Source organism: Bacillus sp. JJ1533, assembly GCF_036965045.1.
Taxonomy (GTDB): Bacteria; Bacillota; Bacilli; order Bacillales; family Bacillaceae_L; genus Ferdinandcohnia.
Map to the genome: position 1 here is coordinate 1 of NZ_JBALOV010000056.1, position 15,138 is coordinate 15,138.

16 protein-coding genes and 1 riboswitch are annotated in these 15,138 nt (G+C 39.1%); of the genes, 1 reads left to right on the forward strand and 15 read right to left on the reverse strand.

Annotation, left to right across the window (positions count from 1 at the left end; all coding sequences use genetic code 11):
* Positions 1-974, reverse strand: a 974-nt coding sequence (locus V7138_RS24055; RefSeq protein ID WP_335402432.1) for a DEAD/DEAH box helicase family protein, incomplete at its 3' end; no start/stop codon positions are given.
* A 179-nt stretch (positions 975-1,153) separates the two neighbouring features.
* Here V7138_RS24055 and V7138_RS24060 point away from each other — a divergent pair.
* Positions 1,154-1,903, forward strand: a complete 750-nt coding sequence (locus tag V7138_RS24060) for a hypothetical protein (protein ID WP_335402434.1) — start codon at positions 1,154-1,156, stop codon at positions 1,901-1,903.
* Between the two features lie 113 nt (positions 1,904-2,016).
* On the opposite strand, the gene V7138_RS24065 is transcribed toward V7138_RS24060, so the two are convergent.
* The 14 genes from V7138_RS24065 to V7138_RS24130 form a co-directional block, all read right to left on the reverse strand.
* On the reverse strand, positions 2,017-2,244 hold the full coding sequence (locus tag V7138_RS24065; RefSeq protein ID WP_335402435.1) for a DUF2198 family protein: 228 nt from the start codon (positions 2,242-2,244) through the stop codon (positions 2,017-2,019).
* Positions 2,245-2,321: 77 nt separating this feature from the next.
* A complete protein-coding gene (locus V7138_RS24070) occupies positions 2,322-3,272 on the reverse strand; it encodes an ABC transporter substrate-binding protein (RefSeq protein ID WP_335402437.1) in 951 nt (316 codons plus the stop codon).
* Entirely contained in the window at positions 3,269-4,057 is a 789-nt protein-coding gene (locus V7138_RS24075; protein ID WP_335402438.1) for an ABC transporter ATP-binding protein, read from the reverse strand. Before V7138_RS24075 ends, V7138_RS24070 begins: the two co-directional genes overlap by 4 nt.
* A 9-nt stretch (positions 4,058-4,066) precedes the next feature.
* A complete protein-coding gene (locus V7138_RS24080; RefSeq protein ID WP_335402440.1) occupies positions 4,067-5,125 on the reverse strand; it encodes a FecCD family ABC transporter permease in 1,059 nt (352 codons plus the stop codon).
* A gap of 57 nt (positions 5,126-5,182) precedes the next feature.
* Positions 5,183-6,766, reverse strand: coding sequence for a peptide chain release factor 3 (locus V7138_RS24085; RefSeq protein ID WP_335402442.1), 1,584 nt, complete (start codon positions 6,764-6,766; stop codon positions 5,183-5,185).
* Positions 6,767-7,387: 621 nt separating this feature from the next.
* A riboswitch (cyclic di-GMP riboswitch) is annotated at positions 7,388-7,472 on the reverse strand.
* A gap of 21 nt (positions 7,473-7,493) precedes the next feature.
* Positions 7,494-8,063: a DNA-binding protein gene (locus V7138_RS24090; RefSeq protein ID WP_335402443.1), complete on the reverse strand. Its 570-nt coding sequence runs from the start codon at positions 8,061-8,063 to the stop codon at positions 7,494-7,496.
* Between the two features lie 133 nt (positions 8,064-8,196).
* On the reverse strand, positions 8,197-8,652 hold the full coding sequence (locus V7138_RS24095; RefSeq protein WP_335402444.1) for an NUDIX hydrolase: 456 nt from the start codon (positions 8,650-8,652) through the stop codon (positions 8,197-8,199).
* Between the two features lie 11 nt (positions 8,653-8,663).
* Entirely contained in the window at positions 8,664-8,948 is a 285-nt protein-coding gene (locus tag V7138_RS24100; protein ID WP_335402446.1) for a hypothetical protein, read from the reverse strand.
* A gap of 269 nt (positions 8,949-9,217) precedes the next feature.
* A complete protein-coding gene (locus V7138_RS24105) occupies positions 9,218-10,090 on the reverse strand; it encodes a peptidylprolyl isomerase (RefSeq protein WP_335402447.1) in 873 nt (290 codons plus the stop codon).
* Positions 10,091-10,117: 27 nt separating this feature from the next.
* Positions 10,118-11,524, reverse strand: coding sequence for a S1C family serine protease (locus V7138_RS24110; RefSeq protein WP_335402448.1), 1,407 nt, complete (start codon positions 11,522-11,524; stop codon positions 10,118-10,120).
* A gap of 122 nt (positions 11,525-11,646) precedes the next feature.
* Positions 11,647-13,050, reverse strand: a complete 1,404-nt coding sequence (locus V7138_RS24115; protein WP_335402449.1) for a HAMP domain-containing sensor histidine kinase — start codon at positions 13,048-13,050, stop codon at positions 11,647-11,649.
* Entirely contained in the window at positions 13,047-13,748 is a 702-nt protein-coding gene (locus V7138_RS24120) for a response regulator transcription factor (RefSeq protein WP_335402450.1), read from the reverse strand. Before V7138_RS24120 ends, V7138_RS24115 begins: the two co-directional genes overlap by 4 nt.
* Positions 13,749-13,852: 104 nt before the next feature.
* A complete protein-coding gene (locus V7138_RS24125; protein ID WP_438824399.1) occupies positions 13,853-14,806 on the reverse strand; it encodes a cation diffusion facilitator family transporter in 954 nt (317 codons plus the stop codon).
* Between the two features lie 9 nt (positions 14,807-14,815).
* Positions 14,816-15,124, reverse strand: coding sequence for an ArsR/SmtB family transcription factor (locus tag V7138_RS24130; RefSeq protein ID WP_335402453.1), 309 nt, complete (start codon positions 15,122-15,124; stop codon positions 14,816-14,818).
* Positions 15,125-15,138: the final 14 nt, after the last annotated feature.

Below are 15,138 nucleotides of genomic sequence, written 5' to 3' on the forward strand. Positions count from 1 at the left end.
AATGTATATGGTGTTGAACCCGGTGGTCGTAATGTTAGATGACGCGAATAGTTTTCGATTCCAGAACAAAAGCCCATTTCACGCATCATTTCAAGGTCATAATTTGTCCGCTGCTCAAGTCGCTGTGCCTGGAGAAGCTGCCCATTTTCTCGAAGCTCTGCTAACCGTTCTTCAAGTTCTGCTTCAATATTTTTAATGGCGATTTGCATTTTTTCTTCACGTGTTACGAAGTGAGATGCTGGGAATATTGCGACATGTTCACGTTCTCCAAGAATCTCACCAGTTAATGCATCAACTTCCCGAATCCGGTCAATTTCATCGCCAAAAAACTCCACGCGAATACAGTGCTCATCACGTGAGGCCGGGAATATTTCGACAACATCTCCTCTTACACGAAAAGTTCCACGACGGAAATCAATATCATTTCGTTCATATTGAACATCCACTAATTTATGTAATAGCTCATTACGTTCAATTTCCATTCCTGTCCGGAGAGAAACAACGAGTTCCCTATATTCCTCAGGAGAACCTAAGCCATAAATACACGATACACTGGCAATGATGATGACATCGCGCCGTTCAAAAAGGGAAGATGTAGCAGAGTGGCGCAATTTATCAATTTCATCATTCACACTTGAGTCTTTTTCGATATATGTATCAGAAGACGGAACATACGCCTCCGGCTGGAAGTAATCATAGTAGCTGACAAAATATTCGACAGCGTTATTGGGAAAGAATTCTTTAAACTCACTGTAAAGCTGTCCAGCAAGTGTTTTATTATGGGCAATAATCAGGGTTGGACGATTTACTTCTTTAATCACGTTTGAGATTGTAAATGTTTTTCCTGTTCCAGTAGCACCTAGCAAGGTCTGATATCTTTTCCCCGCTTTAATTCCTTCCACAAGTTCTTTAATTGCCTTCGGTTGGTCACCTTGTGGGGAATATTTCGAAACTAACTCAAATTGATCCTTCATTTACCTTCCTCCCATCCATTTTTGTAAACTGTTTTATGTGTTTTCCACCGACTTTTTCTAGATAGAAACATTGTACCACAAACTAACATAAAACAAACAAAAATACGAACTGATATTCGATTTTTTTGTTTAAAAACATGTTATAATTTGGAAAAACATTAGAAACTTTGAGGTGTTATATGAAAAAAAGCTATAAAATCCTTATTCTCACTTTCGTATTCGGAATTTTAGTTTCATGCAATAAGCATCCAAAACCACCAAGTACTTCTGTGGGTTCAGGCCAATCTGAAGGTTGTCCAAATGGAGAAGTAATTGAATGGGTAGATGCACTGATGATTAACGATGTAAAGTATCAACATCATTTTCCTGATTTTGAAGATGACCAAAGCTCGCTTACAATTGAAAAAGGAGAAGAACTTGGGAAGGTTACGTTTATGATGGATGAGCATGCTTGCAGCGACCATGTGATGAGTAACGGGGATGCTGCTTATCAGCCTATAGGAACTTCGATTTATGAGGTAAAAGGGTACCCCTCCACTTTCATTGTATCAGCAGGTGATAAAGTATATGTTGTTGACCAAAATAAGAATGCAAAAACAGCTGGTGAGCTTTATCCCCTCGATGGATTGGTAAAAAATATTCACATTGAAAGTACCGAGGATGGTAGCCGTCTCCACACTTTTTCGGAAGAATCAAAGGAACAATTTATTGAGGCTTGGTATCAACTTGTGTTAGAAGACCCATATGGTATGCATTTAACTGGAAACTTTGAAGGTGAACGGGTTTTTTTAGAAATTGAATTAAATAACGGTGTTAGCTTTCGTCAGCTTTACTGGACGGATTCAAACACTTTTCATAACGGAGCCATTGGGAACGATGAAATTAAAAAAGTGATTGTTTCGGAGTTGGAAAAGTTGGAGATGGAATGAAGGACTTTTCGAACCATGGTTAATTGAAAAGAGTCCTTCATCAGCCGGATGAAGGACTTTTGGGTGCTTTTCTATGGCAAAATATTCTTTTAGACTTAACCCGGCAAACTTTTTTAGTTCTTCGCTCGTCTCCCCATCTTTCGCGCATACAGAAATCCCGCTCCGAGCGAGATGAGATCCGCAATAACGATAAATATGGAATCTGCATAGCCCTTATAGATCGATGCAGCGATAAGGGCAATCGCCAGTAATAAGCCCACATAATAATTATAGGTCACCCTTGTAAAGAAAACGACGAGCACACCCGGTAGGATGAGCGCCAGCAAAAGTTTCAATAGCATTAAATTCGTGTCCTTTCAATATAAACATAGTTTAAATATAGCAAAACTATTGATGTAAAACACGTAATTAACCCTTTCTATTTAAACAATTCCGGATAAAACCCTTCAGCCAATGTCTCTACCGCATACGCCATTCGGTTCCCTGGCAATACACTCTCCAAAGAAATGACAACAAAGTTTTCGTTTTTCACGCTTTCCAGCTGTGAAAGGGCTGGGTCGTTTTTGATGTCCTTTATTTTTTGCTCAATTGATGGTGCATCATAGTCGTGAATCAGGATAACTTCAGGCTGCCTAGTGAGGATCTCCTCGTAGCTAACAGTGGTCCATTGTTTATCTGTAATATCTTCAAAGACATTTCGCCCGCCAGCCAGCTCAATTAATAACGTTTCAAAATTCGTGCCACCCGCTGTAAAAACGCCGTTTCCGCCACTATCATATACGAGTATATCAACAGACTCCTGACCGTCTAGCTTCTCCTTTACTTCAGCAAGACGTTCTTTTTGCTCGGCGACAAATGCTTCAGCCCGATCTTCAACCTCAAAAATTTTACCAAGGTCGAGAATTTCTTGATAGATTTCTTCCATCGTTGTTGCCTTGTTCATATACACTTTGATTCCGTAGCTTTCAAGTTCGTCGACGTCCAGACCTTCACTCCCAAATTCCCAATCGATTCCGTAGATAAAATCGGCCCCGCTAGTTAAAACGGCTTCCCTTGTAGCAGAACCGTATGTAAGCTCTGGTATTTTATCATAGGCTTCGGCATACTCAGGCAGAGCACCGCGGCTATGATTATCCAAGCTATTTCCGATTACATAATCGGATAGCCCTAATGCGATAAACAACTCAGTTGCATTCGGACCCAAGGTTAACACCTTTGAAGGCTTTTCCGTTATTTCTATTTCTCTACCATAATTATCAATAATGAGGGAGTCCTTGCTTTGTTTGCTAGAATTGTCCTTATTTTCAGCACCACATCCTGCTAAAACCAACAAGAGAGTGCCTATTAGAAACAAAATACGTTTTTTCATTGATATTCTCCTTCCAAAAAACGTTGGGGTAAATAGGTTATCACCACTTTTTTGGTGACTGGATGAATCATTACATCCGTCTGAACCCCAAAAATTTTGTAAATCGATTCCGGAGTTAATAGCTCTTCGGGAGTGCCTGCCATCAACATTCGGCCATCCTTAAGAACATATAGCCGATCACAATAAAGAGCAGCAAGGTTTAAATCATGGATGGCTGATAGAATGGTAACACCCAGCCCTTTGATTAAATCGAAAATTTGCAACTGATGGCGGATATCAAGGTGGTTTGTTGGCTCGTCTAAAATGAGTAAGTTTGTTTGCTGTGCAAGCACTCTCCCTAACAACACACGTTGTTTTTCTCCACCTGATAGATTGCTATAATTTCGTTTGTACATATCTGACATACCGATTTTCTTCATGGCTTCCGCTACAATCTCTTTATCTTTTACACTATCTCCGGAAAAAAAGCCTTTATAAGGGCTTCTCCCCATCGTAATGATTTCTTCCACTTTAAAATCAAACGGAATTACATTTTCCTGACCGAGTACACCCATTTTTTTCGCAGCGATTTTCAGATTCATTTTATTTAGATCTTCGCCATCTAGTAAGACAACGCCAGAATCAGGTTTAAATGCACGGTAAATGTTCTTTAAAAGGGTTGATTTCCCGCTTCCATTTGGCCCAATGATGCCAACAAACTCGCCTTCAGAGACACGTAGATTCATATCTTCTATAATTTGTTTTTCTTCCAGCGAAAAGTTTAAATTCTCTACCTGTAGTTTCAATTTTTCACCTCATTGCTTCTTAGTTTTTAATAGCCAAATAAAGAAGGGCCCTCCGATTAATGCCGTTAAAATACCAATTGGTAATTCCTCCGGCGCAATGACAATTCGTGCGGCAACATCCGTCCAAATCACAAATATGCCACCAAGTAAGGCACTTACAGGAAGAACGCGCTTATGGTCCGAACCAACAAGAAGCCTTGTAATATGTGGAACCATTAGCCCAATAAAGCCGATAGAGCCACTTACTGCTATTGTAACTCCTGCTAAAAGCGAAGCAACAAGAATTAACAGTTTATGCAATCTCCCTACATGAAAGCCTAATGTCCCAGCTGTTTCATCTCCAAAAAGCAAGGCATTCAGGGCGCGATATTGGCTCATCAAAACAACCATACATATAACTGACACGATTAGTGGGAGCGTTAAATAGCCCCATTTCGCCCCAGCTAAACTACCCGACATCCAAAAAGTAGCATTATGTAGTCCTAACGCATTCGGTGCACTTAGCGTAATAAACCGTGTCAATGCATCCATCATAAGGGCAATGGCGACACCTGATAACAATAAGTGAGTCACATTAATTCTACCGTTCACTCTTGATAGGATATAAACTAAAATAATGGTGACAGCCGCTCCGATAAATGCACTGATGGATAGTGAATACGTCCCAAAAATCGAAAAGGCACCAAACAGCATCCCTAAAGTAGCTGTTGCAGATGCACCAGACGAGACCCCAAGGATAAAAGGGTCTGCTAGATGGTTACGAACCAATGCCTGCATGACAACCCCTGTTATTGCTAACGAAGCGCCAACAATCATGCCTAATAAAACTCTAGGCAGACGCAAGCCCCAAACGATATTATAATCCACCTGTGACCAGCTTGTCTCAATACCCAAAAATGGCAGTTTTGCGAGAAGGATTTTGATCACTGTTTGCGGATCAACAGAAACAGGTCCAATCCCAATCGCAAAGAGAATCGAAACAATGCTAAAAACAAGTAACAGCATTGTAATAACCTTCATATTCGGTTCATCTCGATTGAAGATTTTTTGAAGCGAAAATCTGATCATAGCTAATCCTTTCTACAATAAACTTAAACGCCCAGAATAGTTTCTGAGCGTCTTGTTTTAAACACCTTTATAGTCATTACTTTCAAATAAATCAATGAGTTCGATGTCCTTATTTTTATCCTGGAAATAGCGATAGGTAAAGTCATTTTCAAATAAAACGACATAGCGCTCGTTACGATCACGAACAAGTAAACTTCTTGAATCAAATAGACGGGTGTCCACATTCTTGTTAGCAATCCACCTTGGGATTCGGTTTCCAATTGAGGTGAATTCAACTGATACATTGTATTCTGCCTCTAATCGATATTCAAACACATCATATTGAAGCTGACCAACTGCACCAAGAATGAAATCCTCATTTGATTCCTGTCTGAATAATTGAATCGCCCCTTCTTGAACGAGCTGCTCAATCCCTTTTCTAAATTGCTTCGCCTTCATCACGTTCTTTACGCGAACCTTACGATACATTTCCGGTGGGAACACAGGAAGCTCTTGATAATGCATATCTTCCTTCCCTGCAGTTAAAGTATCACCAATTTGATACACATTCGGGTCATAGATCCCGATAATATCACCAGGATATGCCTCGTCAACTGTCTCACGGCTTGCCGCCATAAATGCCTGCGTCTGATTCAATTTAATTGATTTGCCTGTACGAGTGATGTTAACGCTCATTCCACGCTCGAATTTTCCAGAGCACACTCGAAGGAACGCAATTCGGTCACGATGCTTTGTATTCATGTTTGCTTGAATTTTAAAGATATAACCTGAGAACGTTTCGTCTTCCGGTGGAACTAGGCCAAGATTTGTTTTACGAGGCTTTGGTTCTGATGCAAATCGTAAAAATGTATTAAAAAATGTCTCCACACCGAAGTTTGCGAGTGCACTGCCAAAGAATACTGGTGTAAGTTCACCCTTGACGACACGCTCAACATCAAAGTTATTTCCAGCTTCATCTAATAAGAGCAACTCATCTTGTGTACTTTCATAAACCGTGCTTTCCGTAATGGCCGGATGCTTACCGTCTTCTAACTCCTGTATAGGAATAATTTTTTCATCTTCATTCCCTGTAAAATGAACAAAGCGATTGTTATAACGGTCGACAATCCCTAAAAAACGTTTGCCCATGCCAACTGGCCAGTTCATTGGATAAGACTCAATGCCCAGCACCTCTTCAATTTCAGCTAACAGATCAAGTGGTTCCTTTCCTTCACGGTCAAGCTTATTAATAAATGTAAAAATCGGAATTCCTCTCATACGACAAACTTTAAAAAGCTTAATCGTTTGTGGCTCAACACCCTTTGTGGAGTCGATAATCATGACAACACTATCCACTGCAGTTAATGTACGATAGGTGTCCTCACTAAAATCCTCGTGTCCTGGTGTATCCAAAATATTGACATAGAAGTTTTCATACGGGAAACTCATAACACTTGATGTTACAGAGATACCACGTTGCTTTTCGATTTCCATCCAGTCCGATGCAGCGAATTTTCCAGATTTTTTTCCTTTTACCGTTCCTGCTTCACGAATCACATTACCAAATAGAAGTAATTTTTCAGTCATGGTGGTTTTCCCAGCGTCCGGGTGTGAGATAATGGCAAATGTTCTTCGTTTTTGTACTTCATCTATATAACTCATGCAAATTTTCCTTCCGTTATCACAAATTGTATCTAAAAAAATATATCACAATTAAAAAAGAACTACAACGTGAATTGATTCCCATTTTGTCGAGGAATATCCGAAAAAAAGAGGCCAACCTGTGATGCAAATCACATACCGCTGTAATGGTTCCCACTATACTTAAGCTAGAAATAGAAAAAATACTATATGAGGTGAAGGTTCATGTTTGTAGCATATTTTATTCTTATAAGTATTATTCTCATTTGTGTCGGTTTTACAGTCCAAATTATGAACGGTGTAAAAGAAATAGATAGAAAATCACTAGAACAGTAATCAAAATGCATCAGTTCAAAAAGGAGGATGAAAAGGCCAAGAAGTTCTAGGCGGCGCAGTTTTGAGTAGCGGAACGTATGTAGTAAATACGTGAGCACAAGTAAGTGCTTCTAAGAATCCGCATCGCACGAAGGAAAAGTGTTTTTCTTTTCCGAGGAGCGGAAAAACAAGCCAACGAAGAAATTCGATGTGTCATTTTTACCGAACTTTTTGAACATCCTTTAGAAAAAGAAAACGGGAGAAGCTAGTTATTACAACTAGACTCTCCCATTTTTTTCGTCATCAATTAAAGGTACCCTTCCATTCTATAGCAACCCGGCCGCCATAGAGAGTTCTCCTTAGGCCCGTGGCTTTGCGTCATTATTTTTCAACAATTTTGCCTTTTGTATAGTTTGGTCGTTAATCCTGCTGACTATTTAATAGCTTTACTCATACGCTGATATTTACGTTGAATACTAATTGGGCTACGGTTTAACCTTTTTCCAATGTCAGAAAACGGTGTGCCCGTTGCAACAAGCTCAATCATGGAATGAATTTCAACAGTTGTCCATGAACGATAATTGACCCTTCTTTGCTTTGAACGCTCCCCATCAACCCAGCTAGGTTCAGGAACAATAGCATTTTTTTCAATCTTCGAGAAGTCAATTCGGTCTTTATTGTTTTTGGCCCAGCCCCAAAAATCTTCGGGTTTAATAAAGTAAAATTTACGTGTATTTCGTGTTGCCTTTTTTGTGTACTTTAGTCCATGGTTATCAATCCATAACTTTACAGACTTTGGATCAATTTTTAATAGAGTTGCCAATTCATGCATTGTTAACTGGCCGGTAAAGGATTTCGTGTTAGAAAGCCCTAATCTCTTAATCTTTAACTCAACCGCCGTCTCAGTTCTTTGTAGGTGACACGCAATCGTCGAGATTTTCATACGACCTACATTGTCTTTTAGGAACTCTACTTCTTCATACGTCCATGTTCTTTTCTTCAAATCAAAAATCCCCTTTTCATTCTTAATAGCACTAAGAATGAAAGGCCTTTTGATGACATACTTCTATCATATCATACTATTGAACTAAAAAAACATGGATATTTTTATTTTTAAAAAGTTTGTCAAGTGCTTTTTATACTTTTCTAGCTTGCAGGTATGTATGCAGTAATTTTGGAATAAGTGGATTTATGTTTTCTGGAAGAGAATAGAGACCAAAGAACTGTACATCCTGCCCTTCTTCCCGGTTCACTTCAAGCTGTCCACCAACAATCTCTCTTGTGACATATGCGATTGTAATTGGATAAAATTCATCTCCGTTTGGAAGTTTGACAAAGTGGTCTTTACCAGAAAACACACCGACTAAATCCATTTTTCCAATGTGCAACCCGGTTTCTTCTAGTACTTCTCTCCTACCCGCTTCTTCAGTGGATTCCCCCAATTCTAAAAAACCTCCAGGAACACCCCAAACACCATTCATCCGTTGCTGGAGCAAGATTTCACCTTTTTCATTAATGACCCCTACAGCTGTACCTACCAAATTTAGAGGTCGGTTGCCGACAACTTTTCTTAACTCCTCAATGTACCCCATTGTGAGTCCTCCTATCTCTTAATCTCTGAAAATAGATAGATAATAAGTCCAATTAGTGCAACACCCATAGATCCATTTCCATAAAATTCAACTCTTTCCGGATTGATGAAAAACACATCTAAAAATTGAATAGATTCGCCACCTGAAAAATTGTTGATGTTATATAGTCCTATTGCATTCAGGGTCCCAAGAAGCATTAATGACACACCAGCCTGTTTGGTATAATTCCTTTGTTTGTTTTTAATGATTCCAATCACGATAAAAAGAAGAAATACACATACAATTGTAAATTTCATTTTTCACCTGTCTTTCAAAGTGTATATTTATGGAAATATTATCATATTTAGGAGTTAATAGGAATTTTAAATTTTCCGTTTTTATATTGTTGTCGCTATTTAAGGTAAAACGTCACTGTCGTTAATTTGCTGTCAGTAACAAAAACATGCTGTCGTTTCCCGGGAAATGTTGTCGGTATAGAAAAAAATGTCGGAACTATTCCCGATGTAAAACCAACTCTCAATTAAAAAGGCCCAAACCATGTATCAGTTTGGGCCACACATTACATTTATGATAAATTTCTCTCAATCTTATATTCCTCTGTTTTTTCAGTAAGCCATGCTGTGTATTCCTCAGGTATCTTTTGGTCAAACAAAACATCGTAGATTATGTCTTTACTTTCTTCATAATTAGCTTCTTTGGCTTCTTTTTTATCGGTAACTTTGATGATGTGGTAGCCGTATTCCGTTTTTACAGGATCACTAATCTCGTCAACTTTCATCGAGAATGCAGCATCTTCGAATTCAGCAACCATTTCACCTTTCCCGAAATAGCCAAGCTCTCCGCCAGACTCTGCATTGGCCGTATCCTTCGAATACTCTTTTGCTAATTCAGCAAAGTCTGCACCATCTTCAAGCTTTGTAGCGACTTCTTTTGCAGCTGATTCATCATCTACTAAGATATGACTTGCTTGAACCTGTTCAGGCTGAGAAAAGGTATCCTTGTTTTCTTCAAAATATGTTTTTAATTCTTCATCGGTAATGTCTATTCTAGGTTCCAGTAGTTTTTTCGTTTGGATAAACTGTTTAATATCTTCTTCAACTTCTGTACGAGTTACTCCACTCGCTTCAATCGCATTCGTAAAAACATCCTCTCCTCCATAGGAGTCGATCAATACCTGCATTTCCTCATCAATCTCTTTATCGGAGACTGTTATCTTTTCTTTCTCCGCTTCTTGTTCAATAATCTTATTCGTGATTAATGTATCTAAAACCTGTGAGCCGTAAAATTTCTCTAATGATGTGTGCAGTTCATCGCGTTCAATTTCCACGCCATTCACACTAGCCACTACATCCTTCTTTAAAAATGTGAAACCACTGATCACGATGAGTGCAATACATAAGATGGACCCAATGACCCAAACTAGTTTTGTTTTCCCCATTATTTTTTATCCCTTCACCGCTATGCGTTATTCAATTCCAGTATTATTGCTTGTTAAGATTAGTTTTGCCGTTTCAAGTTTGCCGCCACGGTAAAAGCTTAATTCAATTTCATCTCCAATTTTTACTTTTGAATATAAATATTTTCGTAGATCCATTGAGCTTTTAACATCAGTATCATTAATTTTCACGATAACGTCAGTCATTTTTAATCCAGCTTTTTCAGCTGCAGAGTTCTGTGCAACACTGGTAACAATGACTCCTTCTTTTATATCATCAGGAAGGTCGGCGTAATACATTCTTGGAATTTCAGCAAGGTCCGCTAAGCCAATACCGATAAATGGACGCTCAATTTTACCATTTTCAATTAGACTATTGATTATTGGCACGACATCATTACTTGGAATAGCAAAGCCTAAGCCTTCAACACCACTGTTTGCAATCTTTAAGCTGTTAATTCCAATGACTTGCCCTTGTGTATTTAAAAGGGCTCCACCACTATTACCAGGGTTGATAGCAGCATCAGTCTGAATAACATTTAATTCCCAGCTGCCTGCAGAGGTATCGACAGAAATACTTCGATCCTTTGCACTTACAATTCCTGATGTAACGGTTCTTGATAGATCAAGCCCAAGTGGGTTTCCAATCGCAAATACCTGGTCACCAGGGCGTAGAGACTCAGAATCACCAAATTGTAAAACAGCCTCGACATTTTTAGAGTCTATTTCTAAAACAGCTAAATCGGTTAACGGATCTGTTCCAATCAACTTAGCCATTGTTTTTTCACCATTATAAAGCGAGATTTCCACTTCATTTGCATTTTCAATTACGTGATTATTTGTCACAATATAGGCTTTATCGCCGTCCTTTTGAAAAATAACCCCAGAACCGGTTCCGCTTGGAACACTTTGTGAGTTATTTCTGTTAAACGGATTTTGTTGAGCTTGCATACTCGTAATTCCAACAATTCCTTTTGATGCATCTTCAACCATATCTGCAACAGAAGATGTTGAGTCATTTACTGTAGTTGGTTGAATTTGCACAGGTCCAGAAGCTTCAATAACATCTGATTGCTGCTCGGTCGCAGGTTCACCTGAATTGAAATATCCTTGTAATCCGTCAATATGAGGTGCAACTCCAAGTGTTAATGCCGAACCAAGGACACCAGCAGATACCATAGATAGAAAACCTTTCATCTTGCCATTTGATTTTTTCTCCTTTGGTTTTGATGAGCGAAGAGCCGCTTCTTCAGTAACCGCTGATTGCTGAATCGTTTCTGCTTCAACCGGCTTAGATGACACTTGATCTGCATCTGACTCTTGTTCCATTTCTTCCAGTTTGGTATGAATGTCTTCAGTATGATTTTCATCATTTTCTAGTTTGTTAGGTTGATCCTCTGTATGATTAAATTCATTAAAACGTTTATCGTTTTCCATTATGAATTCCTCCTTAACTAACTCCATGTATATATCATAGACAAAAATTATGAACAAAATATTAACAAACCTTGAAAAGACATGGAAAAATCGAAGAAAATCCACCTATAGACAAGTGGATTTTACTCAAATGGGATGCGAATTTCAAATTTGGTTCCTTTTCCTTTTTCACTTGACACTTCAATTTTCCCATTATGAAGGTGGACAAGTTGCTTTACAATTGAAAGTCCTAGACCGAATTGGCCAAATGGGGAACCCGTTCGGGAGACATCTGCCTTATAAAAACGATGCCAGATCTTTTCGATTTCCTCTGGGTCTATTCCTACGCCTGTATCTTCAATTTCGATAATCGTTTCATGCTCACCTTTTTTTCCTCGAATCCAAATTGTCCCGTTATCAGTGAACTGAATACTGTTTTTTATAATATTGATTAATATTTGTATCAAACGATCATAATCAGCTGTAATCAATAAACCATCTGGAACTTCAATCATGATTTGATCATCTTTTTCATCTGCCTGCGGCTCAAGTGTATCTTTTACAACTTCTAGTACTTCAATTAATTCAATTGTTTCTTTTTGGAGGGTCACTTGATTGGATCGGATTTTTTCATAATCCAAGTTTTCATTCACAAGGCGAATGAGACGTTTTGTTTCCTGACTTACCAATTGAACACCCTTCGCCTTTTCTTCTTCAGGGATCAAGTCATTTTTCAGGCCTTCAATCACACCACTAATTGTTGTGAGGGGTGTCCGCATTTCGTGGGAAACATCGGCCATGAATTTCCGTCTCCGGCTTTCTAGACTTTCAATTTCCTCCATCGACTTTTTCAAACGTTCCGCCATCTCATTAAAATCGTTTGATAGTTCACCAATTTCATCAAAATCAGAAGAAGGCAACTTCACGGAAAAATCACCAGCGGAAATCATCGAGGTTGCTTTCCTTAATCGCTTGATGCGCTTCACATGGATGGTCGACAAAATCCAACTCATTAAAAGAGCAACAGCTAGCGCCAAAAACATCGTGGAAAACAAATACTGGTTGATATCATGGATCATTTCTTGTGTTCCACTTATAGGTGACGCAAGTAGGACTCCACCTACAAAGGTTTGGCCAATCATATAAGGCATGACGATAAACGTCACTTCCTGTTCAAAACGCTTATAATCCTGTTTGACTGACACGATATGGCCACTTCGAACCTTGTCCCATTCCTTCTTTTTCAACTCCACTTGCGGTACAAATCCACCTACGGCACTCAGGCTTACTCCATTTTCATCAAATACTGTAAATAAAATGTTCCGTTCACCAAGCATATTTGAGTATTGACGTATTAACACATCAACATTTGAAGTACGACTAATATCTCGAATAATGTTCTCACCATTTGCCGTTAATTCTTCAACCTTTTCTTCAAAAACAAGGTTACTTACGTAATGCGCGAACACAATACTTAAGATAATAAACGCAACCACGATCACACTTATGTGACTTACAAGCTGCTGGAACATGTACCGAAACTTCATTTTTCTTCCTCAACGGACTCATCGAATTTATAGCCCACACCCCATACTGTATGGAAAAACGGCTTGCTGGCAGTTCCTAGTTTTTTACGAAGTCGCTTTATATGTACGTCAACTGTTCGTTCATCTCCGTAAAACTGGTAGCCCCAGACACGATCCAATAATTGTTCCCTTGAAAACACTTGCTTAGGGTGCTGCGCAAAGTAATACAGTAAATCAAATTCCTTAGGGGTTAAATTGGTAATAGGGTTACCATCTAACAGAACCTCACGTGTATTTTTATTTATTTTAAAATGCTCTGTTTGAAGGGTGTCCACTTCCACTTCACCTGTGGCCCTATTTTGATAACGACGGGTAACTGCCTTAATCCGTGCCATCAGTGCGAGTGGGCTAAATGGTTTTGTGACATAGTCATCCGCCCCCATCTCAAGTCCCAATACCTGATCAGATTCACTATCTTTTGCTGTCAGCATGATAATCGGAACGGTGTTTTTCTCTTCACGAATTTTTCGGCAGATGGTTACTCCATCCATCCCAGGCAGCATCCAGTCTACAATGAGTAAATCCCAAATTTCCTCTTTAAAGCGGTGATATCCCTTTAGACCATCATGGACAAACTCACCTTCGATACCTTCTTTTGAAAAAAACATCTCAATCATAGAACAAACACTTTCATTATCTTCTATTACAAGAACTCTCATGTTTCCAACTCCTATTATTTAAACCTACCGTACTATTATTTTACACCACAAGTATCTTTAATTGAAAGAAGGGACCATCCATAATTGAACGTCCCTTGATATTCCTATACTCGCATTTCCGCATGTTGTATCTCTGACTTTTCTATTTGAATGGTGGTGTGTTCAATTTTAAATTTATCACGAATTTTATCAATTGCTTGCTGTAAAATGTCCTGACTGTCATGGTCGTCCTCAATTAAAATATGACAGGTGAGAGAATCTATGCCAGATGTAATTGTCCAAATGTGGAGGTCATGAACATCAATCACTCCGTCAATTTCCTCAAGTGTCGCTTTGACCTCCTTTTGGTCAATTGTAATCGGCGTCCCTTCCATGAGGATGTGAATCGAATGCGTCAACACACCCCAAGCACTTTTTAAAATGAGGACAGCTACCACTACCGAAATGATCGGGTCCGCAATATACCAATCAAACAGTAGCATCAATAAGCCTGCGATAATCGCCCCAACTGAGCCTAGAGCATCCCCTAGAACATGTAGGTAGGCGCTGCGCAGGTTAACGTTATTTTTCACATCACCTTTGCTAATCAATGACCAAGCACTAAGTAAATTCGCTAAAAGGCCAATTCCTGCAATGATCATCATTGTTCCACTCGATACTGTTGGGGGCTCAGAAAAGCGTTTAAGGGCTTCATACACAATAAAGCCTGCAATGATAAATAATGTTACTGCATTGAATAGAGCTGCCAAAATCTCAAATCGGTAAAATCCATAGGTTTTCTTCGGTGAAGCAGGTCTTGTCGCAAACCAAAACGCAACCAAACTTAAAAATAATGAACTTGCGTCACTCAGCATATGACCTGAATCGGAAAGTAGGGCTAAGCTATTTGTGATCAGACCGCCGAAAAATTCAAGCAGCATGATTCCCGTGGTAATAATTAATGCAATGAGTAAGCCTTTTTTATTTCCTTCTCTTACTTCATCAAAGTGATGGTGATGATGGTGGCCATGGTGGTCATGTCCGTGATGATGATGGTGATGGTGATGATGTCCCATCATTCTCCCCTCCTATTCGTGTTCAATATGATGAATGACCTGGTGTAGCAAGGTGATGACATGTTCATCATCATATGTATAAAGAAATGTATTGCCATCTCGTCGGTATGTCACTAAGCGGAGATTTCTTAGTAGACTTAGTTGATGAGATACAGCTGATTGTGACATTTCGAGGACCTCTGCGATATGGGTGACTGAGCATTCCTCCTGTGATAATAAGTACAGAATCTTGATTCGTGTTGGATCAGCGAGTGCTTTAAAAATCCGTGATGCTTCGTCTATCGTCACTTGCGATAAAAATGAATGATCCTTTTGTTCCAATTTTCTAACCTTCT